Genomic DNA, 25,922 nt, shown 5'->3' on the forward strand with positions numbered 1-25,922 from the left:
GCATCGCGGGAGGCGGGCTTCCTGCCGTGTTATTTCGCCTCCATCGAACTATCGCTGGTGTCCGAGGACTATACCAACACGACTTAAGTGAGCTCAAATTGACTCGCGCCCTAAATGCCGTGGTTGAGGACTGCGTGAACGCGGTTGGCGTGGATCTCAATACCGCATCCAGCCCCCTGCTCGCTCGCGTTGCCGGCATCGGCCCGGGCCTGGCCGACAGCATCGTTACCCACCGAAACAGCAACAGCCCCTTCCGTTCGCGCAAGGGCCTGCTCGCCGTGCCGCGGCTCGGCGCCAAGGCGTTCGAGCAGTGCGCCGGCTTCCTGCGCATCAGCGACGGCGAGGATCCGCTGGACCGTTCCGGCGTGCATCCGGAAGCCTATCCGATCGTTCGCAAGATTCTCGCGGCGACCAAAAGCGACATCAAGGCGCTGATCGGCAATGCCGAAATCCTGCGCCAGGTGCAACCGAAGGCCTATGTCGACGAGACCTTCGGCCTGCCGACGGTGACCGACATTCTGCGCGAGCTTGAAAAGCCCGGCCGCGATCCCCGACCCGCCTTCAAGGCCGCGGTGTTCATGGAAGGCGTCGAGAAGCTGAGCGACCTGAAGCCCGGCATGATCCTCGAGGGCACCGTGACCAACGTCGCGGCATTCGGCGCCTTCGTCGATATCGGCGTGCATCAGGATGGACTGGTGCACATCTCGGCGATGTCCAAGACCTTCATCAAGGATCCGCGCGAAGTCGTGAAGTCCGGCGACATCGTCAAGGTCAAGGTGCTGGAGGTCGAGGTGCAGCGTAAACGCATCGCGCTGTCGCTGCGCATGGACGACGCCGTCGGCCCCAAGGCCGACCGCCCGCAGGCCGACCGCGGCCCGCGCGTCAACGAGCGCCAGTCGATGACTTCATCGGCGCCACGCAAGCAGGGCGAAGCCCCGGCCGGCGGCGCCTTCGCCGAAGCGCTGCGCCGCGCCGCGGAAAAGGGTGCGGGGAAGTCGAAGTAAGAGAAGCGGCGTCCCTGTTTCTCTCCTCGCCGCGCGAAGCGATGCTTCGCAAGGCGGGGAGAGGTTAGGAACAGCGCGCCGCTACTTCACGTCCTTCAGCAGCGCCACGTTGGCTGCGATCTCCTTGGCCACCTGCGCGTCGATTTCTTTGGGCTCCATCGGCATCGGCTCGACGCCGAGTTTCTTCAGGCTGGCTTGCACGTCAGGCTTGGCCAGCACCTTGAGGCCGGCATCCCGTATCTTGCCGATGATCTCGGGAGGCGTCTTCGATGGCACAAAAACACCGATCCAGGTGTTGCTGACGCCGTCCTTCAGGCCGGCTTCGGCCAGTGACGGAACATCGGGCAGTTCCACGATTCACTGCTCAGTCGAAACGACGAGCGCACGCACCTGTCCTTCCCTGATCAGGGGCAACGCGGTCGATGACGGACAGAAGTAGAAATCGATACGTCCGCCGAGGATGTCCGCGATCACTTCCGGTCCACCGCGATACGGCACATGGGTCGCCTCAAAACCGCCGGCGAGCCGGAATTTTTCGGCGCTTATGTGCACGGCGCTGCCTATGCCGACCGAGCCGAAATTGATCTGCGAGCCCTTGGCCCGGGCCGCGGCCAGGAAGTCCTGCACGGTCCTCCACGGGCGGTCGTTCGGCACGATCATGATATTGGCGCTGGAACCGAGCATCAAAACCCCGGAAAGGTCCTTGCTGGTGTCATACGGCAGGTTGGGAAAGATCGCCGGTGTAATGGCGATGGCCGATGAATGCGCCAGGATCGAGTAGCCGTCAGGCTCGGCCTTGGCGATCGCCCCGGTGCCGACCGAGCCGCCGCCGCCAACACGGTTTTCCACCACGATCGGCTGGCCGAGCTCGACGCCGAGCCGCTCGAACACGATGCGCGGCACCACGTCAGTGGCGCTGCCGGCGCCGAACGGGATGGTGGCCTTGATCATTCTCGACGGCCAGTCATCGGCCTGCGCAGCCACAGGAGCCAGCATCAACGTGGCGACACACGACCACTGCACAAACTTCATCATCACGCGCTCCAGCTCTGCCATTCCCAGGGAATAACGGCCCCGTGGAGGAGCCGATGGCTGGAAACGGTGCAAGAAATGGACCGGTGATGGAGATCGTCATTCCGGCGTCGGGCGAGCGAAGCTCGCACGACCCCGGAATCCGGAGGTGTTCATCACCCTATCGAGGTTCCCGCTCGCGCCCGGGAATGACAAGGTGTGACGTAATGAAGAATTCAGTTCTTCAGCGCCGCCAGCGCGACGCGCACGTTGGGGTCCAGTCCTTCGCCGCCGGCCTCCAGATGCGCCATGATCTGCTTGCGCATGCGTGGGTCCCAGAATTTTCGGATGTGCTCGGTGATCCCCGGCACGGCCTTGTCCTGGCCCTGGCTGTTGAAGAAGGTACCGATCTGGTTGGCCATGTAGATCAGCCGGTCAGGCGACGTCGATGTGTGCATGGTCATTTCCGTGATCAGTTTCTTTGTTGTTTTCCTGCGCGACCCGGTCGATCGCGACGCGGTGCGGATGCGTGAAGATTTCAAAGCCGTCGGCGCGCGCGATCGCCACCAGCGTGATGTTGGCGGCCTCCGCCATGCGGATCGCCAGCGCGGTCGGCGCGGAAACCGAGACGATGAGCGACGCGCCGATCGCGGCGGTCTTCTGCACCATCTCGACGGAGACGCGGCTGGTCAGCAACACCATGCCTTCGGACGCATCGACCTTGTCCTGCGCCAGGTGGCCCGCGAGCTTGTCGAGCGCGTTGTGGCGGCCGACGTCCTCGCGCAGCGCCACGACGCCCTGCGCGGGCGTCCAGAACGCCGCGGCGTGGACGGCGCGGGTCTCGATGTTGATCTTCTGCAACGGCGCCAGTGACGCCATCGCCGCCATGATCTGCTCAGGCGTAAACGCCCTGCCCGGCCCGACGACCGCCGCGGGCTTCACCGCTTCCGAGATCGAGTCGATACCGCACAAGCCGCAGCCGGTGGGACCGGCGATCTGCCGGCGTCGCGCGCTGATGCCTTCGGCGGTATCCGTCGCCAGCCACATTCGCAGTTCGATACCGTCGTCGAAATCGACTGCCTCGAACGACTGGATTTCGGAGACCGAGCGCACCACGCCTTCGCTCAGACTGAAGCCAATGGCGAAGTCGCGCAGGTCCTGCGGCGATCCCATCATCACGGCATAGGTGCCGCCATTATAGGTGATCGCCAGCGCGGTTTCTTCCGGTACGGCGCGCAAGCCCGTGCTGGCGCCGTCGCGGCGCCAGATCGTGCGTTGAACCGAGCGAACCGGGTTGTGCATCCCTACTCCGCGGCTTCGACCACCGGCATGGCGATGCGGCGCGACTGGCGTGCCTGCTCGTCATATTCCTTCTGCCATTCCGACGGTCCGTTCGACGGCGAGATCTGCACCGCCGTCACCTTGTATTCCGGACAATTGGTCGCCCAGTCCGAGAACTCCGTGGTGATGACGTTGGCCTGCGTGGTCGGATGGTGGAAGGTGGTGTAGACGACGCCCGCCGCAACACGTTCGGTGATCAGCGCGCGCAACGTGGTCTCGCCGGCGCGGCTCTGCAGCCGGCACCAGTCGCCATCGCGGACGCCGCGCATCTCGGCGTCGTGCGGATTCATCTCCAGCCGGTCTTCCTCGTGCCAGACCACGTTCTCGGTGCGCCGCGTCTGCGCGCCGACATTGTACTGGCTGAGGATGCGGCCGGTGGTGAGCAGCAGCGGGAAGCGCGGCCCGGTGCGCTCGTCGGTCGCGACATATTCGGTGAGCATGAACTTGCCCTTGCCGCGGACGAAGCCGTCGATATGCATGATCGGCGTACCCAGCGGCGCCTTCTCGTTGCACGGCCACTGCACCGAGCCGACTTCGTCGAGTTTGGCAAAGGACACGCCTGCAAAGGTCGGCGTCAACGCGGCGATCTCGTCCATGATCTCCGAGGGATGGTTATACTTCATCTCGTAGCCCAACGCCCGAGCGAAGCCGAGCGTGACTTCCCAGTCTTCCAGGCCGTTCTTCGGCGACATTACCTTGCGGACGCGCTGGATGCGGCGCTCCGCATTGGTGAAGGTGCCGTTCTTCTCCAGGAAGGTCGAGCCCGGGAAGAACACATGGGCGTAGTTCGCGGTCTCGTTGAGGAAGAGGTCATGAACGATGACACATTCCATCGACGACAGCGCGGACACCACATGCTTGGTGTTCGGATCGGACTGCAGGATGTCCTCGCCCTGCACGTAGAGGCCCATGAAGGTGCCTTCGACCGCGGCGTCGAACATGTTGGGAATGCGCAGGCCCGGTTCGGGATTGAGCTTGACGTTCCACATCGCCTCGAAGGTCTCGCGCACGGCGTCGCCGGCGATGTGGCGATAGCCCGGCAGTTCGTGCGGGAACGAGCCCATGTCGCAGGAACCCTGCACGTTGTTCTGGCCGCGCAGCGGGTTCACGCCGACGCCGGAACGGCCGATATTGCCGGTGGCCATTGCGAGATTCGCGATCGCGATCACCGTGGTCGAGCCCTGGCTGTGTTCGGTAACGCCGAGCCCGTAATAGATCGCGCCGTTGCCACCGGTGGCAAACAGCCGTGCCGCGCCGCGCAACTCCCGGGGATCGACGCCGGTCATGATGGCGGTGGCTTCGGGGCTGTGGTTGGGCTGCGCGACAAACGCCGCCCAGTCCTCGAACTCGCTCCAGTCGCAACGCTCGCGCACGAAGGCTTCATCCGCCAGGCCTTCGGTGACGATGACATGGGCGATCGCGGTGAGCACGGCGACGTTGGTGCCGGGCATCAGGGGAAGATGGTGCTGCGCCTCGATATGCGCCGAGCGCACGATGTCGGTGCGGCGCGGATCGATCACGATCAGCTTGGCGCCGGCGCGCAGCCGCTTCTTCAGCCGCGAAGCGAACACCGGATGACCGTCGGTCGGGTTGGCGCCGATGATCATCACGACGTCAGTGTCTTCCACCGAGTCGAAATCCTGCGTGCCGGCCGAGGTGCCGAAGGTCGAGGACAGGCCGTAGCCGGTCGGCGAATGGCAGACGCGGGCGCAGGTATCGACGTTGTTGTTGCCGAAGCCGGCGCGGATCAGCTTCTGCACCACGAAGACTTCTTCATTGGTGCAGCGCGACGAGGTGATGCCGCCGATGGCATCGCGGCCGTACTTGGCCTGAATGCCTTTGAACTTCTTCGCGGCGAAATTGAACGCCTCGTCCCATGACACTTCCTGCCACGGATCGGTGATCTTCTCGCGGACCATCGGGTTGAGGATGCGTTCCTTGTGGTTGGTATAGCCCCAGGCGAAACGACCCTTGACGCAGGAGTGACCGCGATTGGCCTTGCCGTCCTTGTACGGCACCATGCGCACGACTTCCTCGCCGCGCATTTCGGCCTTGAAGGTGCAGCCGACGCCGCAATAGGCGCAGGTGGTGACGACGGAATGTTCGGGCTGGCCGATATCGATCACGGCTTTCTCGGTCAGCGTCGCGGTCGGGCAGGCCTGCACGCAGGCGCCGCACGACACGCATTCCGAGCCGAGGAAGCTCTCGCTCATGCCCGGCGACACGCGGCTCTCGAAACCGCGGCCGGAGATCGTCAGCGCGAAAGTGCCCTGCACTTCCTCGCAGGCGCGGACGCAGCGCGAGCAGACGATGCACTTGGAGGGATCATAGGTGAAGTACGGATTCGACTCGTCCTTCGCCATCCAGTGGTCGTTCTCGCAATTTTCAGGCGAGTGATCGTGCGAATGGGAGTGCCCGTTCCTGGTCTTGGCGAAGACGTGGTTCTCGCCGTCATAGCCGTAGCGCACGTCGCGCAGGCCGACCGCGCCGCCCATGTCCTGCAATTCGCAGTCGCCGTTGGCGGCGCAGGTCAGGCAGTCCAGCGGATGGTCGGAGATGTACAGCTCCATCACGCCCTTGCGCAGCTTCTTCAGCCGCTCATTCTGCGTGTGAACGACAAGGCCTTCCATCGCCGGCGTGGTGCAGGAGGCCGGCGTGCCGGCGCGTCCCTCAATTTCCACCAGACAGAGCCGGCAGGAGCCGAAGGCGTCCACCATGTCGGTCGAGCACAGCTTGGGGATCTGCGTGCCCATCTCCATCGCGGCGCGCATGATCGAGGTGCCCTCGGGCACCGAAACGCTCTGCCCGTCGATAGTCAGCGTGACCATCTTTTCGGACTTCGAGCGCGGCGTACCAAAATCGATTTCGTGAATGAGCGACATGAGGTTGCTCCTTTATTCTGCAGCTTGCTGGCGGGCCGGCGGCGGCCCGAAATCTTCACGGAAGTGCTTCAGCGCGCTCATCACCGGATACGGCGTGAAGCCGCCCAGCGCGCACAGCGAACCAAACTTCATGGTGTTGCTGAGGTCTTCCAGAACGGCGAGGTTCTCGGCGACGCGTTCGCCGCGGCGAATCTTGTCGATGGTCTCGACGCCGCGCGTCGAACCGATCCGGCACGGCGTGCACTTGCCGCAGGATTCGATGGCGCAGAACTCCATCGCAAAGCGCGCCTGCTTCGACATGTCGACGCTGTCGTCGAACACCACGATGCCGCCGTGGCCGATCAGCCCGTCGCGCTTGGCGAAGGCTTCGTAATCGAATGGCGTGTCGAACAATTCGCGCGGGAAGTATGCGCCCAAGGGACCGCCGATCTGCACCGCGCGCACGGGCTTGCCCGTGAAGGTGCCGCCGCCGATATCGTCGATCAACTCGCCGAGCGTGATGCCGAAGGCGACTTCGAACAATCCGCCGAACTTGATGTTGCCGGCAAGCTGGATCGGCATGGTGCCGCGCGAGCGCCCCATGCCGAATTCGGCATAGGCCTTGGCGCCGTCATCGAGGATGAAGGGGATCGCCGCGAACGACAGCACGTTGTTGATCACGGTCGGTTTGCCGAACAGGCCCTTGTGCGCCGGCAGAGGCGGCTTGGCGCGGACGATGCCGCGGCGGCCTTCCAGGCTCTCCAGCAGCGAGGTTTCCTCGCCGCAGACATAGGCGCCGGCACCGACACGGACCTCCATATCGAAGCTGTGTGCGGAGCCGCGGATGTTGTCGCCGAGATAGCCGGCGCGCTGCGCCGCGGTGATCGCCTCGTTCATGGCGATGACGGCGTGCGGATATTCCGAGCGGATGTAGATGTAGCCCTTGGTGGCGCCGACCGCGATGCCGGCGATGGTCATGCCTTCGATCACCACGAAGGGATCGCCTTCCATGATCATGCGATCGGCAAAGGTGCCGCTGTCGCCCTCGTCGGCGTTGCAGACGATGAACTTGCGGTCGGCCTGGGTGTCGGCCACCGTCTTCCACTTGATGCCGGTCGGGAACCCGGCGCCGCCGCGACCGCGCAGGCCGGACGTGCTGACGTCGGCCAGAATGCCGGGCGAGCCCAGCGTCAGTGCGCGCTCCAGCCCCTTGTAGCCGTCATGAGCGCGGTAGTCCTCGACGGAGCGGGGATCGATCACACCGCAGCGCACAAAGGTCAGCCGCGTCTGCTTCTTCAGCCACGGCATCTCGTCTGCGACGCCAAGACGCAGCTCATGTTCGCCGCCAGCGACCATCGCATCGAGCACGGACGCGACGTCGTCCTCGGTCACCGGACCAAACGCCACGCGGCCTTCCGGCGTTGCGACTTCGACCATAGGCTCGAGCCAGAGCAGCCCGCGCGAACCCGGCCGAACGATTTCGATGCTGAGCTTGCGCTTCCCGGCCAGCGCTTCAAAGGCAGTGACGAGTTCATCGGCGCCGACCGATACGGCGGCTGCATCGCGCGGAATGTAGATCTTCAGAGTGTTCCCGGACGAGGTCATCGCTGCGCCTCCGCAACCAGCGCATCGATGCGCTTCTCATCGAGCCGGCCGACGATGCGGCCGTCGAGCATCGCCGACGGCGCCGTGGCGCAAAGCCCGAGACAATAGATCGGCTCCAGCGTAACCCGCTGATCTGCCGTGGTATTTCCAATCTTGATGCCGAGCTTAGCTTCGGCGCGCGCGGCCAGCGCATCGCCGCCGGCAGCCTGGCAGGCCTCGGCGCGGCAGATTTTCAGCACATGCTTGCCGGCAGGCTCATGGCGGAAGTCATGATAGAAGGTGAACACGCCGTGGACCTCGGCGCGCGACAGGTTGCGCGCCTCCGCAATCATCGGAATGGCAGGCTCCGGCACGTAGCCGAAGGCTTCCTGCAGCGCATGCAGCATCACCAGGGTGCCGCCTTCGACATGGGTCAGCCCGGCGATGATCTCCGCCCCGCGCGTTTCGTCCCATGGTTCGTAGACTGAGGTCATCGCGTTTCCGATTGTTGTTCCCAGAAACGCATGAAAGTTGGAATCGCTCCAAAGATCAATAAAGCAGTCTCATGCTGCGATACGGAAAACCAATCGACAGCCATGAATGCGATGGATTTTGAAGGGGTTGGTTGAGCTGCAACGCAACATACCCAGCAATCAGGAAGGCCTTCGCCCGGCCCTCACGACTCCAGCGACGGCGCCACTTCTCTGGCGATCTGCACCAGGGTCGCGACCAAGGGCGTCATCGGGTCGCGCTTCGGCACCACGAGGCCAACGCCGTAAGTGACTTCAGGATCGATGATCGGGATCATGCGAACCGAGTCCGACGCGGTCAGGCCCAGCGTCTCGGCCAGTTTGGCCGGCATCACGCTGGCCCAGCGCCCGGTCTTGACGTGGGTATAGAGCACGATGATCGAGTTGGAGGTCAGCATCGGCATCGCCACGGCGCCGACCGATTTCAAGGCGCGGTCGATGATGCGGCGGTTCTGCATGTCGGGCGTGAGCAAGCACAGAGGTACTTGGGCTACTTCCTCCCATGTCACCTTATCGCGGTCGCCGAACATGCCGTCCGGCGAGGTCAGCAGGCGATAGGATTCCTTGTAGAGCGGGATCGAGCGGACTTTGCCGAGCGGCTCGTTCTCGATGTAGGTCAGCCCGGCATCGACTTCGAGATTTTCCAGCAGGCCAAGCACGGCGTCCGAGGTGCACGACACCACGCGAAAGCGGACATCGGGGTGCCGGGCGCGAAACGGCGTGGTCAACGCGGCCACCATGCCCAGCACGGTGGGAATCGCCGCGATGCGGATTTCGCCGGACAGGCGGTCCTTCAAACCGTTGATCTCCTGCTTCATCGCGCGGGTATCGCCAACGATGCGGCGCGCCCATTCGAGCGCGCGCTCACCCTCGGGGGTAAAGCCCTGGAAGCGGGAACCGCGCTGCACCAGCATCACGCCGAGCATGTCCTCGAGCTGCTTCAGGCTGGTGGACATGGTTGGCTGGGTAACGCCGCAAGCTTCGGCGGCGCGGCCGAAATGCCGCTCCTTGGCCAACGACAACAACAGTTCGAGTTTGTCGATCAACGCGTCTCGCTCCCACCCCGGTACAGACGGCGGCGCATCGCGCTGATTGCGTTTGGGATGCTTCCGCCCTGCTTCAACATATGGCGCAGATTACCGTCACGGCAACCGGCAAGGCAGCGCCGCGCTGACAGAGCGCACGGGCAATTGGCCGTAGCTCGGGCGTGGCAGTCGATGAGCCTTGCCAAAGGCTCGTCTGCTTCAAGTAGGGACGATCGCGCAAGCGGTGCGCAGCAGGAGGCCGGACGAGATCAGCCGAGGCGGCTGATCTGCTCTTCGGTCACGACGCGCTCGACGTTTTCGGTCTTGCTCTTGATACGATAGCGGGGACGGCCATCGGCTTCGATCGGCAGGCAGGAGGTGATGGTATACACGCTGCGTTCCTTGACCATCGAGCGGCCCTGCGGCCCCTGAAGCTGATGGTGGACGTCGTCATTGATTGCGTAGTTATGCGCCATTATTGATACTCTCCACGATGGAGCGGCTTTTAGCCACAACTGCGCCGAAAAGCAAGAAATCTGTAGCAATTTCGGTCAGATAGCACGTCAGCCCTGATATGCAATCGGCGCCTGACGATAGTGAAGGTGATACCTTTGCTACCATTTCACGCCGTCATGCCGGTCGCCGCGGCAGCCAACGGATCGATTCCGCGGGAATCGACAGGCTTTCTGGAGCCAGCAAGATCACCTGGCGTTGCGGGTGAACGCTATCCCATAACTGGCCGGAGGACGGCGCCGCGCCGGCGAATCAGGCCCCAAAACCGAAAAACCACCGGCAGGGCATTGCCGGTGGTTTCGGAGGTTTACATTAAAGTTCGCATGTCTCCTTGAAGACAGTGGCCGTCAAAGGATTTGCCGGCTGCGCATCCAAACCATACATGATTTAGAAGGTTGACTGCAATAGCTGATTTACTCAGTCTATTTCAAGCGCACGGCTCCTTCTTTAGCCGGCTACCATCAGATGGTCCGGCGCCAGCCCGGCGCGATGACGCGTCATCATGGCGAGGTACGCCGCCTCGAGATGGCCGGTGAACATCGCGGTATTGAATGCCGGCGTGGCACGACGATGCGCCGACAGTTTCTGCCGAATAGCGGACAGCCGCTGCGGATGCGTTGCAAGATCAATCGCCTGACGCTCGAACTGCTGCAGCGTCGGGGCGATCAATTCCGGCACATCGATACTTTGCAAAAGGCTTGCCGCAACCCGACCCGCAAAAGTGTCGCCGCGGCAGGTCAGTAGCGGCAGCCCGGCCCATAGCGCATCGCTGGCGGTGGTGTGGGCGTTGTAAGGTAGCGTATCGAGGAACAGGTCGGCGACGCGATGCCGCGCGAGATGTTCGGCCGGTCGGGTGCGCGTGGCAAATACCAGACGCGCGGGATCGATACCGCGCGCGGCGGCTTCGCGCCGCAGGTTTTCTGCAGCGCTGTCTTCCAGCAGCCACAGCACGCTGCCATCCACCTGCGTCAGGATCCGCATCCAGACATCGAACATCGCCGGCGTGATCTTGTAGGCGTTGTTGAAGCAGCAGAACACAAAGCCCTCCGCCGGCAAGCCGCATTCCTCACGCGTGAAAATCCGATCGGCGATCTGCTTTTTGTCATCATTGGCCTGGTAGCAATTCGGCAGCGTGACGACCTTCTCGGCGAAAAACCGCCGCTGCGCCTCTGGCAACACCGTGGCATCGGCGACGATGTAGTCCATGTACGAGGCGCCGAGCGTACCGGGAAAGCCGAGATAGTTGACCTGAAGCGGCGCGGCGCGGCGCGCAAACACGCCACTGCGATGCTCGCCGAAATAGCCGTTGAGATTGACCAGAATGTCGATGCGCTGATCGCGGATCGCCGCCACGGCACCGGGGTCGCTGAGCCCAGCAATATCGACGACGCCATCGACAGCCGCCTCGATGCGTCGCCGCGTCGTGCTGCCGTCATCAAAACCGTTGTCGAACGCGAAGATCTCGAAACGCTGCCTGTCATGCTGTTCGAGCACGCCTGCCATGAGCAATGACGTCGCCTGCTCACGGAATTCGCCGGACAGATAGCCGATGCGGATCTTGCCGCCGCGCTGTGCCGGCGCGAATGAAGGCGCGAGCCGCGGCGCCGGGTAGCGCGCGGCGGCGTAAAGCGAAGCGCAACGCAGCAGGCTGGCGTCGGTCGTAGCAATCCCCTGCCACGCGAAAGGTTCGACGGAGAGTTTGCCGGACGCAAGGTCGGCGTCGATGCCCGAGATCAATTCATTTGTGCCGGCCCAGTCGCACGTCAACATCTTCTGATGCAACAGGTTGCCTTTCAGCAACGGCAGGTCGGGATTGATGCGCATCGCGCGGGCATAGGCTTCCGCGGCCTCGCCGGGCCGCCGCATCTGCTGGAAGATGAAGCCGCGCCCGAACGACGCCTCGGCCAGATCGGGCTGCCATTGCAGCGCAAGGTCGCAGGCGCCCAGCGCCTCGTCGTACCGCTTCAACTCGGCAAGCGAACGGCTCCTGTTGAAGCAGGCGGCGGCATAACGCGGGTTCAGGGCCATCGCCTTGTCGAAATCGGAGAGGGCCGCCGCGTAATCGCGCAGATCATTATGCACGATGCCGCGGTTGTTCCAGCTCTCGGCATTCGCGGGATTCAGCGCCAGCGATTCCGAGAAGCGTCGCAACGCTTCGTCGGGCCGCCCCAGCGCCTTCAGCACGAGACCGTAATTGTAATGCGTCGCGTCCGAACGCGCGTCGATGCGCAGCGCGGATTTCAGATAGGGCTCGGCTTCTTCAAATCGCTTCAGCGCGATCAGGACAGCGGCCAGAATATTCAGCACCGCGAGATTGGTCGGCGCCTTGCGCAGCACCTTGCGAAAATCGCGTTCCGCCTCGGTGAGCTGCCCGCTGCGGAACGCCGACATCGCGCGCTGAAACAGGATTTCCGGAGACGCCATTTCTATTCGGCCCTGCAGTTATTTATACCCGTGACGATGCCGGTTCAGCTGTCGGGCCCGGCGCCGTCGAGACGCAGTGTACGCGACGCGACGGCGCGCCCAAACAAAAACTCCCGGCGATTTCTCGCCGGGAGTTTCTGTTTCAGACGACAATCGTCGTGAGACGATCAGATCAGAACGAGCGCAGCGCCTGAACCGAGCCGCTGTAGACGTTCTGGTCGGTCAGCGTGTAGGCCTTGCCCGCCGGGTTCAGACCGATCGCAGCAGCCGAGGTGTAGGTGCCGACGAGGTTCTGATCCAGTCGGCTGTAGGAGAACTCAGCCGAGAAGGTAAGATCCTTGACGGGGGTCCAAGCGGTACGGGTACCGACCTGGGCGATGTTGAAGTCGAACGTGCCGGTCGCGGCAAGAACGCCAGCCGTTGCGCCACCCGGAGCTGCCGGCACGCTGGCGCCGAGACGGCCACCAGCACCGAAGGCTGCGAAGAGGAGCGCGTCGCCGGCGGCACCGTAACCAACGTGGTTATAGTTGCCGAAGACCGACGTGCGCCACTGCGGAGTCCAGTAGTGTTCGAAGAAGGCGCTGACTTCCCAGGAGTTCGCCTGGATAATCTGGCCACCGGTGCCGAACACGCCATCGAGCGCATAGCCGAACGCCAGGGTGCCCGCGCCGTTGTTGTAGTTGGCGTAGCGACCGCCGCTCTGGGTATCTACCGTGCCACCGAAGGTGTACTTGGTCGCGCCCTTGCCGTAGCTGGCTTCGAGCTTGAAGCTGTCACCGACGCCGGTGGGCAGGTTCTTGAGCTCGATCGCGCCGCTCACCGCAAAGCCATACGAGTCATCGGGATGACCGAGGGTGCTCGGGGTGTAGTAACCCGGTGACGCCTGATGCATCGCAGCCGCGAAGTGCAGCGTACCCCAGGCCTGATCGAGCCGAAGGTTACCGACGACATCCGGAAGGTGATTGCCGCCGACCGCGTTGCCGAGGAAGGAATTCGACGTGCTGCCGTAGTTGGTGGTGAGACCCGTGCCGGTGAAGGCACCGACCGCGCCCGGCGCCTGGATGAAGCCAGCGGTGTTGTAGAGACCGGCCTGACGATAGGCGAATGCATTTTCGAGCGAGATGGTGCCCGACACGCCGTTGCCGAACGAGGCGGTGTAGGCCAGCTGCGTGATGCCGGTCGCGTCGTTGGAGCCGAAGAACATGCCCGAAGAGATCGTCGGCTTGGTCAGCGCCCACTGCGGATCGAACTGCGAGACCGCCTTACCGATGGTGAAGCCTGCGAACTGGATGAACGCATAGTCGGTTTCAGCGAAGCCACCGGCGATGCTGTCGCCGTTCTGCGTCCACTGGAACTTGGTGTCCATGTAAGTGCGGAGGACGCCGTATTCCGTCGCGGTGCGGGTATCCATGTTCAGACCGATGCGCGCGCGGGTCTGGATGTAATCCTTGTTGAAGGTACCGTTGGAGCCAGCCGAACCGCTCACGATGTAGGGCGTGTCATAGGTGGCGCCGTTGAAGGTGGTGTCCAGCCGAAGCTGGCCGCCGATCTTGATGCAGGTGTCGGTGCCCGGGATGTAGTAGAAGCCGGCTCCGTAGAGCGAGCAGATCTTCACGTACTCGACCGCTTTGACCTTGACCGGAAGATCGGCGGCCTGCGCTCCACCGAAGGCGATCAAACCCGCTGCTGAGCCGAGGATAAGGCTCTTAATCATCGTCATGTTAAACCTCCAAGTTGTTTCTTAAAGGGAAGGTTCCGTATCTGCCGGTGCAGAACACCCGAAGATTGCTTCCCCTAGACCCCAAACTGACCGCTGATCGCTTCGCGTTTTCGGATAGCCCGCATAACGCGAGGCACTTCAGCGAAACTTCCAACGGGACGACCTCGGGTTGCCCCTTCGTCGTGAGGAACAATGCCTGCGGAGGTTGCATAAGGAAATTACTTTATGAACTCAGGTAACGTTTCCGCGATGCGGTGTGCTTTTGCGGTAACAGCGGCAAATGGCGTGTTGCCATGATCAATCAATTGATCCAGTTATGTATTTTGCAAATGTCCAGGATGAGCTGATGGCCGACCGATCAATCAACAACAAGCGCGCAGCTGTGGCCCTGGAAGGCGATCCAAGGCTTGCACGCGGTGCGGCAGTCCGCGATTCGGGCCAGAATCAGGAAATCGTCCGGCAATTTGTCTGGGATATCGCGTCAATCAACGTCCATCTCGACGAAATCCGTCACTTCTGGGCCAAGGAACTGGGAATCAGCGGCCCGCAATGGATGATCCTGATGGCTATCGGCGATCTGGACCGCGGCACTGGCGTCGCCGTGAAGGATGTCTCGGCGATGCTTCACGTCGACCCGTCGTTCGTCACCACCCAGTCCAAGATGCTGGAAAAGAACGGCTTTATGCGACGCGTCCCGTCGACTGAAGACGCCCGGGTGGTGCTGATGTCGCTGTCCGACAAGGCTGCCAAGAAGATCGCGACGCTGTCGTCGCGACGCGACGACATCAGCAAGTTCGTGTTTTCCGGCCTTGATGAAACGGCGCTGAAGGATATTACCGATCAGCTCAGCGTGCTGAAGGGCCGACTGGAAAAGGCGACGTTGATGCTGGCGGTCGATGGTTGAGCGGCGCGGCGCCGTCTCGCTTATTTCCTGCGGCCCACAAGCCGATCCGCGAGCCAGTCGAAGATGAACTCGTTGCCGATGGTGGGATTGTCGAACTGGGCATGCGAGGCGGCGGTTTCCAGCGCCATGAAGATCTTCAGTTCCAGCTTCAAGCCGTCGGCAATCAGCGCGTTGCAGCACTTCCTGACATGATTGGCATCGAGCCAATCGTGTTCGCCAATCGCCACCAGGATCGGGCAGCGGATATTCCTGGCGGTGCTGCTGCGGCATAGCCGGTCGATATCATCCGCAAAGTCGTGCGAGCCGGCGGCGCCCGCCATCCGCACGGCGAGAAACGCCCGCTCGTGCAGTTCCCAGATTCCGGCGTCGCACACCGCCGCGGCGAAGCGATCGTCGAAGCTGGCGCCCCGCGTGGCGATGCTCGCGCCCAGTCCGTCGCCGAACACGGCGATCTTGCTGGCATCGACGTCGTCGCGTTCGACCAGATAATCCATCCAGTTGCTGATCGCGGTTTCGATCTCGTAACGTCCAAAGGAATGATCGAGGTTGCGGCGATAGCCCTGGCCGGGCAGATCGACCAGCAACAGCGACAGGCCGCGCTCATGCGCATAGCGCGGTAACCGGTAGAGATGCTCTTCCTTGTACTGATCGGACGCGCCGATGCAGATCACTGCGGGCCGCCGTGCCCGTCCGGGGGCGGGGAGAAAATAGCCCTGCAAGGTCTTGCCGTCCGACCAGGCGAGGTCAATGACCTCGCCTGCCGGCGTCGAGTGCCGCAAATAGAGCTGCGAACAGGCGTGCATCAGTTCCAGCGCCGGTTCCTTTCGGGCGTCGCCATCGCCGAGGAATGCCTGGGCCGTGCGGTAGTAATTGGCGGCCCGAAGCCAATTGCTCAGCGCCGTCTTGGTATGGCCGCTGCCGAGCGCCGCTTCGCCGCGTTTCCGGTTGAGGTCTGCGGTACGCATCCATTGCTCATACCAGCTGTCCTCATGCTCCGGGTCGATGCCGCTGGCCGTCAGCAGGCATTCGGAAACGGTGCTGCCGCCCTCCTGGGCGGCGCCGAGCACGCGCATGAACTGGAACGAATAGTCATCGTGGCCAGGCCACTGCATCCAGCCGCGCGGGTCGTAGAACGGAACGGGGCTGTCGATGGCAATGATTTCCGGTCTCCCGAATATTCTTTTCTAAATATTGCTCAACCACGCATTGCATGCATGTGTAACTCAATTTTGTAACTGAGCAACCAAAAGTACCGTGGTATGCGGGGGATCCGATCAAAACCCCTTGATCCAACGGCGGCGGATTCATTTTCGAAGGCATCGAAAAAGGCTCGCGTTTTGGCGGCCCGCAGATATTCTACTATAAGTTGAATTATTTACAACGTGCATCAATCTGGTGTTTGATGCACGGATCGACAAGATCACGCTGGAGATTGCCAATCTCGATCTGCTGCAGACCAATTGCCTGATGGGCATGCTCGGCACCAATCTGCGCGGCCAGCTCGACGAGGCTTTCACCCGCCGCTTCCAGTCGACGACGCTTTTCAGGATGCCCAATGTCGAACAAGGGCTGCGGCTGTGGCAGGGCAATTTCGCCGACAAGCCGTATCGGCTCGCGGATGATATCGATCTGCATCGGCTGGCGCGGGAATATGAATTGTCAGGCGGCAGCATCATCGATGTGCTGCGCTACGCCTGCCTGCAGGCGGTGGTCCGCGATCCGCCCGTGATCGAGGCGCAGGATCTGCTCTATGGCGTCAAAAAGGAGATGCACAAGGATGGCAAATTTTTGAGCCGAGCGCTGCCGTGTGGCCGTAGGCCGGCAGGATAGATCCGCCGCCCGCATCGCGGACGGCGGATGATAGTCGCTTAAACGGCGTCCTTGACGACCTTCAGCGGCTGCGCCTTGACGGTCTTGCTGGCCGGCTTGGCTGCGAACTGCATCGGCTCCTTGGTGAAGGGGTTGATGCCTTCGCGCGCTTCGGTGGCCGGCTTGTTGACGACCGAGAGCTTGGCGAAGCCAGGAACGGTGAACTCACCGGACTCGTTCAATTCCTTGTAGCCGACGGTCGCCAGCTGCTCGACGACCGACTTCACGTCGCTCTTCGACACGCCGCTGGCATCGGCAAGCGCTTCGATCAATTGGGTCTTGGTCATCTTGGCCATGTTGATTTCCTTTGAATCGTTGGGGAGAAAAAACGAAATTCGAGCGAGGGCTGCTCCTGGTCGTTCACAAGACGGCTTGTGCAACCGGGTCTCGGTGCCAACCGGGAGCAATGCGGGCAAAGTCATAATTGTTGGCGCGCCCGAAAGGATTCGAACCTCTGACCCCTAGATTCGTAGTCTAGTGCTCTATCCAGCTGAGCTACGGGCGCGTGCCGTGACGTTGGCGGGCGTGGAGCCCGCTGGCGTCGGTGCGTTTCGAAAACGTTATTTGCGAAAGCGCGCCATAGCTACCGGCTCCGGACTGGCTTTGCAAGCGCCACAATGCCGGTTCTCGCTTCATTCGTGAATCTTCATAAAATCCAGCAAAACGCCGCATTTTCGGGAACCGGCGGCGGTATTTTGCGAACCGCACCGCACGCCGACGGCCGACCCCACCCAGAAAATTGTCGGATCGGCCCGAATCGCCCCCGTTACGCCCACTCAGGTTCAGGCCCGGGCGCGGTCGCTGCGGATGCCGTGCAACTGGACCGGGCGATCCGGCAACGTGATCCGGAATGTGGCGCCGAGCGTCCCTTCGACCAGATGGATGTCACCGTCATGGGCGCGCACCAGTTCGGCGGCGATGGCCAGACCCAGCCCGCTGCCGCCGGGCCGGGCCGAGCCCTGGAAGGCCTCAAACAGATGGTCGCGGGCGCGTTGCGGCACGCCGGGGCCGGTATCGGACACCTCCAGGATGGTCACGGCGCCCTCGCGACGGCCGGTGATGCGGATCTGCCGCGGAGCCGTGTCGCTGTGGGGCTGGCCCTCCAGCGCCTGCGCCGCGTTGCGCACCAGATTGAGCAAAACGCGAAACAGCTGGTCGGGATCGGCATCGATCGTTAATCCGCGCTCGATGGCGTTGACCCAGCCGATCGTCGCATCCGAGGCGAGGCCGACGGATTCCTGGACTTCGTTGACCACCGGCTCGACCAGGATCATGCGGCGGTCGGGGGCGGCTTCCTGGGCCCGACCATAGGACAGCGTCGACTGGCAGAACGCGATCGCGCGCTCCAGCGAGCGCATCAGCTTCGGCGCGAAACGCTGCACGCGCGGATCGGGCACGCTGGCGAGCTGATCCGACAAGAGCTGCGACGATGCCAGGAGGTTGCGCAGGTCGTGGTTGATCTTGGAGACCGCGAGGCCAAGCGCCGCGAGCCGGCTCTTCTGATGCAGCATCGAGACCAGATCGCGCTGCATGTCGGACAGTTCGCGCTCGGCGACGCCGATCTCGTCGCCGCGCTGCGACGGGATGATGATCCGCGACGAACTTTCGGGATTTTCGTGGAAGGCGACCAGATTGGCCGTCAAATGCCGCATCGGCCGCACGAACAAATAGTGCAGCGCCAGATAGACGAGGCCCGCGGTCAGGATCGCCAGTCCCAGCGACACCAGCAGCAGATTCCGGGAAAATCGGTACATCGCCTGGCGCAGCGGCAATTCGTCGATCACCACCTCGATGAACTGGGCGCCCGACGGCGCCGGCCCGATCACCCGGATCGACTGATTGCCGGTTTCCAGCATCACTTCGAACGTATCGACGATCGCCGACCATACCGTGACCGAGCGCATGTCGATATCGTGGTCGATCTGCGGCGGCAGATCGGCACTCGCCAGCAACCGGCGCTGCTGGCCCATCTTGATGGCGACGGCGCGGGCGCCGATGCTGCCGAGGATCTGCCGCGCCAGCGATTCCGGCACCATGCCGAGCGGGGCTGCATCGAGCACCAGCGCCGCGGTATTGGCTGCCGCCAGCTTGTCGTTGAGCCGGTTGAGCCGGAAATTGGCGATTGAAGGCACGTAAATCAGGATTTGCGCGATCAGCACCAGCGGAATGGTCAGCAGCAGCAGCTTGCCGGACAGCCCCAGCCCTCGCCCCGGCCGTCGCGGCGGCGTCTGCTGTTCGGGAATTTCGCCGGCTGCTGACACAGGGTTTGCCTCAGAACTCACGATGAAACGCTGCGCATTTCCGAGATACGGACGCCGAAGCGATTCGATGTATTTATTTTAGCATTCATATCCGCCATCCCCGTTGCCAGCCGGGCAATTGCTGGCACGACGGCAAAGACGCCGCGGCCTGTCCCTTTAAAACACCGCATATTGCGGCATAATCCGGTTTCTGCAGCCAATTTTCCGATATTGCTGCGTCCTACAGGGCAAGATTGACGAAAACAGGACGCTCCCGTATAAGCCCGCCAACTGTCCGCGATGGCCCGGTCTTGACCGGGGCGGCTCACTTGAAGCCGGACACGGCTCGCTTGGGCCAGCATCAGGACTCACCTCAATTAATCGGCGAATCGCCCGGTCAGCGGAGAACTACCCGTGAAGCGGACTTATCAACCCAGCAAATTGGTGCGCAAGCGCCGCCACGGCTTCCGCGCTCGCTTGGCGACCGTCGGCGGCCGCAAGGTTCTGGCTGCGCGTCGTGCGCGTGGTCGCAAGCGCCTCAGCGCCTGATCGGGCCTCTTTTACCCGAGATCTCATCATGGATCGGTTGCGGCAGCGGGCGGACTTTCTCGCCGTTGCCAATGGGCCACGGATGAACAGCCCTGCCTTCGTTGTGCAGAGTAAACGACGCGATGATGACGGCCCGATCCGGGTCGGCTTCACCGTGACCAAAAAAAACGGCACCGCCACCGAGCGGAACCGGATCCGGCGCAGACTTCGCGAACTGGTGAAGCGCGTCGATGTCGTATCCATGCGACCTCATAGCGATTATGTGCTAGTCGGCCGTCGTGTCGCGTTGAACCGCGACTTTATGACCATGCTCGACGACCTCCGCTCGGCGCTACAACGCCTCGACCGGCAATCCGCGAAAACACAACCTTCGAAAACGAGCGTGACCTGAGACTTCCAGTCTGCGACAAGCGCGCAGCCGGCAGCCCAAGCCGCACCCGCATTGAATGACGAGACCTGAACGATGCTTGACAATCGCAACACCATACTTGCTGTCGTTCTTTCTGGCCTGGTGCTGATCGGCTGGCAGTATTTCTTCAACATCCCGCAGATGGAGCGGCAGCGCGCGGCGCAGGTCCAGAGCCAACTCGCCAATCCGGCAACGCCCGCGCAGCCGGGCGCCGCACCGGGCGCGACCACCCCCGGCGCTGCCCCGGCGAACCAGCAGCCCGCAGCCGCCGCGATCCTCAGCCGCGACGCCGCCATCGCCTCCTCCCCGCGCATCAAGATCGAAACCCAGCGCGTCACCGGCAGCATCGCGCTGAAGGGCGCGCGCATCGATGACATCGCGCTGAGCCAGTTCCGCGATACGGTGGACCCGAAGTCGCCCGCGATCGTGCTGTTCTCACCGTCCGGCACCGCCTCGCCCTATTACGCCGAATTCGGCTGGGTCGCCGCCGCCGGCTCGAACGTGAAGATCCCGGATGCCAACACCCAGTGGACCCAGGAAGGTACCGGCAGCCTGACGCCAGCGACCCCTGTGACGCTGAAATACGACAATGGTGAAGGCCAGACCTTCCGCCGCACCATCGCGATCGACGAGCGCTACCTGTTCACCGTCAAGGACGACGTCACCAATGTCGGCACCGCGCCGGTGACGCTGTATCCGTTCGCGCTGATCTCGCGCCACGGCACCCCGCACGTCGAAGGCTATTACATCCTGCATGAAGGCCTGGTCGGCTATCTCGGCGACCAGGGCCTGCAGGAATACGGCTACAAGAAAATCGACGAAGCCAAGGCAGTGAACTTCAAGGTCACCAACGGCTGGCTCGGGATCACCGACAAGTACTGGGCCTCGGCGCTGCTGCCGGATCCCGCCGCCCAGTTGCAGGCGCGGTTCTCTTCCAATCTGGTCGGCACCGTTCACACCTACCAGACCGATTACCTGCAGGACGCGCAGACCATCGCGATCGGCGGCACCGGCACCGCCAACGCCCGGCTGTTCGCCGGCGCCAAGGAAGCCTCGACCGTCGGCATCAACTTCCCGCTCGCGGTCGGCCTCGGCGGCTACAACCAGGCGCTCGGCCTCAACCACTTCGACCTCCTGATCGACTGGGGCTGGTTCTACTTCATCACCAAGCCGATGTTCCTGGCGCTCGACTTCTTCTACCACCTGTTCGGCAATTTCGGCGTCGCCATCCTGCTGGTGACGGTGCTGGTCAAGATCATCTTCTTCCCGCTGGCCAGCAAGTCCTACGCCTCGATGGCCAAGATGAAGGCCGTGCAGCCGCAGCTGGCAGCGCTCAAGGAGCGCTATCCCGACGACAAGATGAAGCAGCAGCAGGAGATGATGGAGATTTACAAGAAGGAGAAGATCAACCCGATCGCCGGTTGTCTTCCCGTCGCCTTGCAGATCCCGGTGTTCTTCTCGCTCTACAAGGTCCTGTTCGTCACCATCGAAATGCGCCACGCGCCGTTCTTCGGCTGGGTCAAGGATCTCTCGGCGCACGATCCGACCAACCTGTTCAACCTGTTCGGTCTGTTCGCCTTCGATCCGACGCAGCTGCCGGTGATCGGCCATTACCTCGCGCTCGGCATCTGGCCGATCATCATGGGCATCACGATGTGGTTCCAGATGAAGCTGAACCCGACCCCGCCGGATCCGACCCAGAAGATGATCTTCGACTGGATGCCGCTGATCTTCACCTTCATGCTCGCCGGCTTCCCGGCCGGTCTGGTGATCTACTGGGCCTGGAACAACACCCTCTCGGTGCTGCAGCAGAGCTACATCATGAACCGCAACGGCGTGAAGATCGAACTATTCGACAATGTGAAGTCGACGTTCGGCAAGAAGCCGGCGGTCGAGAAGAAGACGTAAGAACGCAGGCCCTCATCCTGAGGAGCGGCCTTTGGGCCGCGTCTCGAAGGATGAGCGCCACACTCCTCATGGTTCGAGACGGGGCGAAGCGCGCCTCCTCACCATGAGGAGCCCACGACAAACCGAAGGACCTTCGCATGACCACTGAAACCGATGCGAAGCTGATCGAAGACAAGAAGCTCATTGAAAAGGGCCGACTGCTGTTCGCCGGCGAGTGGAATTTCATCTGGGCCTCGCCTTCGATCGAGACGCTGCCGCCGATGGCCGGCGTCGAGGTCGCCTTTGCCGGGCGTTCCAACGTCGGCAAATCCAGCCTGATCAACTCCCTGACCGGCCGCAACGCGCTGGCGCGGACCTCGCACACGCCGGGCCGCACGCAAGAACTGATCTTCTTCGAGGGCCCGGAGAAATCCCAGATGCGGCTCGTCGACATGCCCGGCTACGGCTATGCCTCGGCGCCGAAGGTCAAGATCGCGTCCTGGACCTCCCTGATCCATAACTTCCTGCTCGGCCGCACCAACCTGGCGCGGGTCTATGTGCTGATCGACTCCCGCCACGGCATCAAGGACGTCGATCTCGACGTGCTCAAGACGCTCGACAAGTCCGCGGTGAGCTATCAGGTCGTGCTGACCAAGGCCGACCAGGTCAAGAAATCCGAGCTTGAAGCTACCACCGAAGCAGTCCGCACCACGCTGCTGAAGCATCCGGCGGCCTTCCCGCAGCTGTTGGTGACATCGTCGCGCACCGGCGCCGGCATGGCCGAACTGCGCGCCGCCATGGTCCGCCTGCTCGGCGAGCGGAGCTGATGACGCGATCCGGCCTGTTTCGCATCCTGATCATCCTGGCCGGCGTGATGGGCGCCGACGGCGTCATCCTCGCCGCCGCGTCCGCACACCAGCCCGATGCTGTCAGGCTGGCGACAGCCTCAACGATGCTGCTGTTCCATGCCACCGCGGTGCTTGGCGCCGTCGCCCTGATCGAACGCGGCGTGGTCCACCTGCAGATCGGCCTTACTTCCGCGATCGGCTTCGTCATCGCGGCTGCGCTGTTCTCCGGCGACCTCGTGATGCGGCAATATGCCGGCCACGGCCTGTTCCCGATGGCCGCGCCGACCGGCGGCATACTGCTGATCGCCAGCTGGCTGGCGCTGGCAGTATCGGCGGCGTGGCCACGGCGGGCCTAGAACGAAGCGCCTTTGCGCCGCTGCGATCAATCGGCTAGAACGCCGCGCAGATTGCCCACTGTGAGATCCGCTTCATGACCGACGCGCCGAACATCATCAGTCCGCTCGATCAGGCCCGCATCCTGTCGGAAGCGCTGCCGCATATGCAGGAGTATGACGAGGAAACCATCGTCATCAAATATGGCGGACACGCGATGGGCGCCGAGGACATGGCCAAGGCCTTTGCCCGCGACATCGTGCTGCTCGAGCAGACCGCGATCAACCCGGTCGTCGTGCACGGCGGCGGTCCGCAGATCGCCACCATGCTGCAGCGGCTGGGTATCAAGTCCGAATTCGCCGCGGGCCTGCGCATCACCGACGCCGCCACCATCGAGATCGTCGAAATGGTGCTGGCCGGCTCGATCAACAAATCGCTGGTCGGCTACATCAACGAAGCCGGCGGCAAGGCGGTCGGCCTGTGCGGCAAGGACGGCAACATGGTCACCGCCACCAAGGCGACGCGGACCATGGTCGATCCGGATTCCAACATCGAGAAGGTGGTGGATCTCGGCTTCGTCGGCGAGCCCGACAAGGTCGACCTGACGCTGCTCAACCAGTTGATCGGCTACGACCTGATCCCGGTGCTGGCGCCGCTGGCGACCTCGAAGTCGGGCCAGACCTTCAACGTCAACGCCGACACCTTTGCCGGCGCGGTGGCCGGCGCGCTGAAGGCCAAGCGCCTGCTGCTTTTGACCGACGTGCCGGGCGTGCTCGACAAGTCGAAGAAGCTGATCCCGGAACTGTCGATCAAGGACGCTCGCAAACTGATCGCCGACGGCACGATCTCCGGCGGCATGATTCCGAAGGTCGAGACCTGCATCTACTCGCTCGAACAGGGCGTGCAGGGCGTGGTGATCATCGACGGCAAGACGCCGCATGCGGTGCTGCTCGAGCTGTTCACCAACCAGGGCACCGGCACGCTGATCCACAAGTGACCGCGCTCGTCCGGCGCGCAAGCGCCGGACGAGCGGCCTTGCGCTGACCGCGCCACAAGCGAGAATTTCATGACCGAACCCAGGCCAACCCGCTCCTTCGCCCATATCGAGACCTGGGTGTTCGATCTCGACAACACGCTGTATCCGCACCACGTCAATCTGTGGCAGCAGGTCGATGACAAGATCCGCGATTTTGTTGCAACCTTCCTCAAGGTGCCGCCGGAACAGGCCTTCAAGATCCAGAAGGACTATTACAAGCGCTACGGCACCACGATGCGCGGCATGATGACCGAGCACGGCGTGCACGCCGACGACTACCTGGCTTACGTGCATGCCATCGACCATTCGCCGCTGGAGCCGAACCCGGAAATGGGAGCCGAGATCGCGCTGCTGCCCGGCCGCAAGCTGATCCTGACCAACGGCTCGGTCGCGCATGCCGGCGCGGTGCTGGAGCGGCTCGGCATCGCCAGCGAGTTCGAAGCCATCTTCGACATCATCGCCGCCGACCACGAGCCGAAGCCGGCGCCGCAGACCTACGACAGATTCCTCAAGCTGCATGGCGTCGATCCCGCGAAAGCGGCGATGTTCGAGGACCTGTCGCGCAACCTCGTGGTGCCGCATGCGCTCGGCATGACCACCGTGCTGGTGGTGCCCGACGGCGCCAAGGAAGTGGTGCGCGAAGACTGGGAACTGGAAGGCCGCGACGCCGATTTCGTCGATCACGTGACGGACGATCTGACCGGGTTTCTGGCCGCACTCAACGTCGGGCGGTGATCTCTCCCCTGTCGTCCCGGCCAGGCGAATCTTTAAGCTGCCAGGCAGCCCACAATTTCTGCTGTCGTCGCCCGGCTTGACCGGGCGATCCAGCAAACACTGGCCCCCGTTACGAAGCCGCACCGCCGCCGTATACTGGATCACCTGCTTTCGCAGGCGATGACAGGTTGAGTTCTTGACTCTCCCATCCCAAATCCCGACAAAAGCCGTCCAATTCGCCTGTCCGGCCCTGAACGTTCCCAAGGAAATCCCGATGTCGCTGTCCGCTCTCGAATCCATCATCAACAACGCTTTTGAGGCGCGCGACGGCGTCAATGCCGCCACCAAGGGCGAAGTCCGCGAAGGCGTCGATCACGCGCTGAACTTGCTCGACAAGGGCGAGGCCCGCGTCGCCGAGCGCCAGGCCGATGGCGTCTGGAAGGTCAACCAGTGGCTGAAGAAGGCCGTGCTGCTGTCATTCCGCCTCAACGACATGAGCGCGATTCCCGGCGGCCCCGGTGGCGCGTCGTGGTGGGACCAGGTGCCGTCGAAGTTCGAGGGCTGGGGCGACAACGCATTTCGCGACGCCGCCTTCCGCGCCGTGCCCGGCGCCATCGTGCGCCGCTCGGCCTTCATCGCCAGGAACGTCGTGCTGATGCCGTCTTTCGTCAATCTCGGCGCCTATGTCGATGAGAGCACGATGATCGACACCTGGTCGACGGTCGGCTCCTGCGCCCAGATCGGCAAGCGCGTGCACATCTCGGGCGGCGTCGGCATCGGCGGCGTGCTGGAGCCGCTGCAGGCCGGCCCTGTGATCATCGAGGACGATTGCTTCATCGGCGCGCGCTCGGAAGTCGCCGAAGGCGTCATCGTCCGCAAGGGCGCCGTGCTCGCGATGGGAGTGTTCCTGGGAGCCTCGACCAAGATCATCGACCGCGACAGTGGCGAGATCTTCGTCGGCGAAGTGCCGGAATATTCCGTGCTGGTGCCCGGCAACCTGCCCGGCCGTCCGCTGAAGAACGGCCAGCCCGGCCCCTCGACCGCCTGCGCCGTCATCGTCAAGCGCGTCGACGAGCGCACCCGCTCGAAGACCAGCATCAACGAACTGCTGCGGGACTGA

At 63.1% G+C, this 25,922-nt stretch carries 24 protein-coding genes, 1 tRNA gene and 1 pseudogene; 11 read left to right on the forward strand and 15 right to left on the reverse strand.

The window, feature by feature from the left end; translation table 11 throughout:
• Positions 1-1,004, forward strand: a 1,004-nt coding sequence (locus JWQ24_RS10795; RefSeq protein WP_299807465.1) for a helix-hairpin-helix domain-containing protein, incomplete at its 5' end; no start/stop codon positions are given.
• A gap of 81 nt (positions 1,005-1,085) precedes the next feature.
• Here JWQ24_RS10795 and JWQ24_RS10800 read toward each other — a convergent pair.
• The 10 genes and pseudogenes from JWQ24_RS10800 to JWQ24_RS10845 all read right to left on the reverse strand — a co-directional run bounded on the left by JWQ24_RS10800 (position 1,086) and on the right by JWQ24_RS10845 (position 14,013).
• Positions 1,086-2,060, reverse strand: a pseudogene (locus tag JWQ24_RS10800) (tripartite tricarboxylate transporter substrate-binding protein).
• Positions 2,061-2,251: 191 nt separating this feature from the next.
• Complete coding sequence (locus JWQ24_RS10805) at positions 2,252-2,473, reverse strand: formate dehydrogenase subunit delta (protein WP_299807467.1); 222 nt, start codon at positions 2,471-2,473, stop codon at positions 2,252-2,254.
• Positions 2,451-3,317, reverse strand: a complete 867-nt coding sequence (fdhD, locus tag JWQ24_RS10810) for a formate dehydrogenase accessory sulfurtransferase FdhD (protein ID WP_299807469.1) — start codon at positions 3,315-3,317, stop codon at positions 2,451-2,453. Before fdhD ends, JWQ24_RS10805 begins: the two co-directional genes overlap by 23 nt.
• 2 nt (positions 3,318-3,319) lie before the next feature.
• On the reverse strand, positions 3,320-6,238 hold the full coding sequence (gene fdhF / locus JWQ24_RS10815; protein WP_299807471.1) for a formate dehydrogenase subunit alpha: 2,919 nt from the start codon (positions 6,236-6,238) through the stop codon (positions 3,320-3,322).
• A 12-nt stretch (positions 6,239-6,250) separates the two neighbouring features.
• On the reverse strand, positions 6,251-7,822 hold the full coding sequence (locus JWQ24_RS10820; protein WP_299807473.1) for an NADH-quinone oxidoreductase subunit NuoF: 1,572 nt from the start codon (positions 7,820-7,822) through the stop codon (positions 6,251-6,253).
• Positions 7,819-8,295 (reverse strand): formate dehydrogenase subunit gamma, encoded by a 477-nt coding sequence (locus JWQ24_RS10825; RefSeq protein WP_299807475.1) that lies wholly within the window; start codon positions 8,293-8,295, stop codon positions 7,819-7,821. Before JWQ24_RS10825 ends, JWQ24_RS10820 begins: the two co-directional genes overlap by 4 nt.
• 182 nt (positions 8,296-8,477) lie before the next feature.
• Complete coding sequence (locus JWQ24_RS10830; protein ID WP_299807477.1) at positions 8,478-9,377, reverse strand: LysR family transcriptional regulator; 900 nt, start codon at positions 9,375-9,377, stop codon at positions 8,478-8,480.
• 248 nt (positions 9,378-9,625) lie between these two features.
• Complete coding sequence (locus JWQ24_RS10835) at positions 9,626-9,832, reverse strand: hypothetical protein (protein WP_143575526.1); 207 nt, start codon at positions 9,830-9,832, stop codon at positions 9,626-9,628.
• Between the two features lie 484 nt (positions 9,833-10,316).
• The gene (locus JWQ24_RS10840; protein ID WP_299807479.1) at positions 10,317-12,293 is read right to left on the reverse strand and encodes a tetratricopeptide repeat protein; all 1,977 of its coding nucleotides are present in this window, start codon (positions 12,291-12,293) and stop codon (positions 10,317-10,319) included.
• Positions 12,294-12,465: 172 nt separating this feature from the next.
• Positions 12,466-14,013, reverse strand: coding sequence for a porin (locus JWQ24_RS10845; protein WP_299807481.1), 1,548 nt, complete (start codon positions 14,011-14,013; stop codon positions 12,466-12,468).
• Between the two features lie 346 nt (positions 14,014-14,359).
• Here JWQ24_RS10845 and JWQ24_RS10850 point away from each other — a divergent pair, with 346 nt between their 5' ends.
• Complete coding sequence (locus JWQ24_RS10850) at positions 14,360-14,917, forward strand: MarR family winged helix-turn-helix transcriptional regulator (RefSeq protein WP_299807483.1); 558 nt, start codon at positions 14,360-14,362, stop codon at positions 14,915-14,917.
• A gap of 20 nt (positions 14,918-14,937) precedes the next feature.
• Here JWQ24_RS10850 and JWQ24_RS10855 read toward each other — a convergent pair whose 3' ends face one another.
• Positions 14,938-16,029: an alpha/beta hydrolase gene (locus JWQ24_RS10855; RefSeq protein ID WP_299807485.1), complete on the reverse strand. Its 1,092-nt coding sequence runs from the start codon at positions 16,027-16,029 to the stop codon at positions 14,938-14,940.
• 283 nt (positions 16,030-16,312) lie between these two features.
• Here JWQ24_RS10855 and JWQ24_RS10860 point away from each other — a divergent pair, with 283 nt between their 5' ends.
• Positions 16,313-16,747 (forward strand): hypothetical protein, encoded by a 435-nt coding sequence (locus tag JWQ24_RS10860; protein ID WP_299807488.1) that lies wholly within the window; start codon positions 16,313-16,315, stop codon positions 16,745-16,747.
• A 38-nt stretch (positions 16,748-16,785) separates the two neighbouring features.
• On the opposite strand, the gene JWQ24_RS10865 is transcribed toward JWQ24_RS10860, so the two are convergent.
• The 4 genes from JWQ24_RS10865 to JWQ24_RS10880 form a co-directional block, all read right to left on the reverse strand.
• The gene (locus JWQ24_RS10865) at positions 16,786-17,082 is read right to left on the reverse strand and encodes an HU family DNA-binding protein (protein ID WP_299807490.1); all 297 of its coding nucleotides are present in this window, start codon (positions 17,080-17,082) and stop codon (positions 16,786-16,788) included.
• 132 nt (positions 17,083-17,214) lie between these two features.
• Positions 17,215-17,291 (reverse strand) — tRNA-Arg (locus tag JWQ24_RS10870).
• Positions 17,292-17,568: 277 nt separating this feature from the next.
• Complete coding sequence (locus tag JWQ24_RS10875; RefSeq protein ID WP_299807492.1) at positions 17,569-19,047, reverse strand: HAMP domain-containing sensor histidine kinase; 1,479 nt, start codon at positions 19,045-19,047, stop codon at positions 17,569-17,571.
• Between the two features lie 17 nt (positions 19,048-19,064).
• Positions 19,065-19,388, reverse strand: coding sequence for a hypothetical protein (locus JWQ24_RS10880; protein ID WP_299807494.1), 324 nt, complete (start codon positions 19,386-19,388; stop codon positions 19,065-19,067).
• Positions 19,389-19,440: 52 nt separating this feature from the next.
• On the opposite strand from JWQ24_RS10880, the gene rpmH reads away from it, so the two are divergent.
• The 8 genes from rpmH to dapD all read left to right on the forward strand — a co-directional run bounded on the left by rpmH (position 19,441) and on the right by dapD (position 25,922).
• Complete coding sequence (rpmH, locus tag JWQ24_RS10885) at positions 19,441-19,575, forward strand: 50S ribosomal protein L34 (protein WP_011471298.1); 135 nt, start codon at positions 19,441-19,443, stop codon at positions 19,573-19,575.
• A 28-nt stretch (positions 19,576-19,603) separates the two neighbouring features.
• On the forward strand, positions 19,604-19,966 hold the full coding sequence (gene rnpA, locus JWQ24_RS10890) for a ribonuclease P protein component (RefSeq protein ID WP_299807496.1): 363 nt from the start codon (positions 19,604-19,606) through the stop codon (positions 19,964-19,966).
• A gap of 72 nt (positions 19,967-20,038) precedes the next feature.
• Positions 20,039-21,892, forward strand: a complete 1,854-nt coding sequence (gene yidC / locus JWQ24_RS10895; RefSeq protein ID WP_299807497.1) for a membrane protein insertase YidC — start codon at positions 20,039-20,041, stop codon at positions 21,890-21,892.
• A 137-nt stretch (positions 21,893-22,029) separates the two neighbouring features.
• Positions 22,030-22,698, forward strand: a complete 669-nt coding sequence (yihA, locus tag JWQ24_RS10900) for a ribosome biogenesis GTP-binding protein YihA/YsxC (RefSeq protein WP_299807499.1) — start codon at positions 22,030-22,032, stop codon at positions 22,696-22,698.
• Positions 22,698-23,075 carry a DUF423 domain-containing protein gene (locus JWQ24_RS10905; RefSeq protein ID WP_299807501.1) on the forward strand — a complete coding sequence of 126 codons (378 nt, stop codon included), beginning with the start codon at positions 22,698-22,700 and terminating at the stop codon, positions 23,073-23,075. The genes yihA and JWQ24_RS10905 overlap by 1 nt, the downstream gene beginning before the upstream one ends.
• 74 nt (positions 23,076-23,149) lie before the next feature.
• Positions 23,150-24,049: an acetylglutamate kinase gene (gene argB / locus JWQ24_RS10910; protein ID WP_299807503.1), complete on the forward strand. Its 900-nt coding sequence runs from the start codon at positions 23,150-23,152 to the stop codon at positions 24,047-24,049.
• A 69-nt stretch (positions 24,050-24,118) separates the two neighbouring features.
• Positions 24,119-24,823 carry a pyrimidine 5'-nucleotidase gene (locus JWQ24_RS10915; protein WP_299807505.1) on the forward strand — a complete coding sequence of 235 codons (705 nt, stop codon included), beginning with the start codon at positions 24,119-24,121 and terminating at the stop codon, positions 24,821-24,823.
• 253 nt (positions 24,824-25,076) lie between these two features.
• Positions 25,077-25,922, forward strand: coding sequence for a 2,3,4,5-tetrahydropyridine-2,6-dicarboxylate N-succinyltransferase (gene dapD, locus JWQ24_RS10920; protein ID WP_299807507.1), 846 nt, complete (start codon positions 25,077-25,079; stop codon positions 25,920-25,922).

Origin of the sequence: Tardiphaga sp., assembly GCF_028290495.1 — a bacterium.
Taxonomy (GTDB): Bacteria; Pseudomonadota; Alphaproteobacteria; order Rhizobiales; family Xanthobacteraceae; genus Tardiphaga.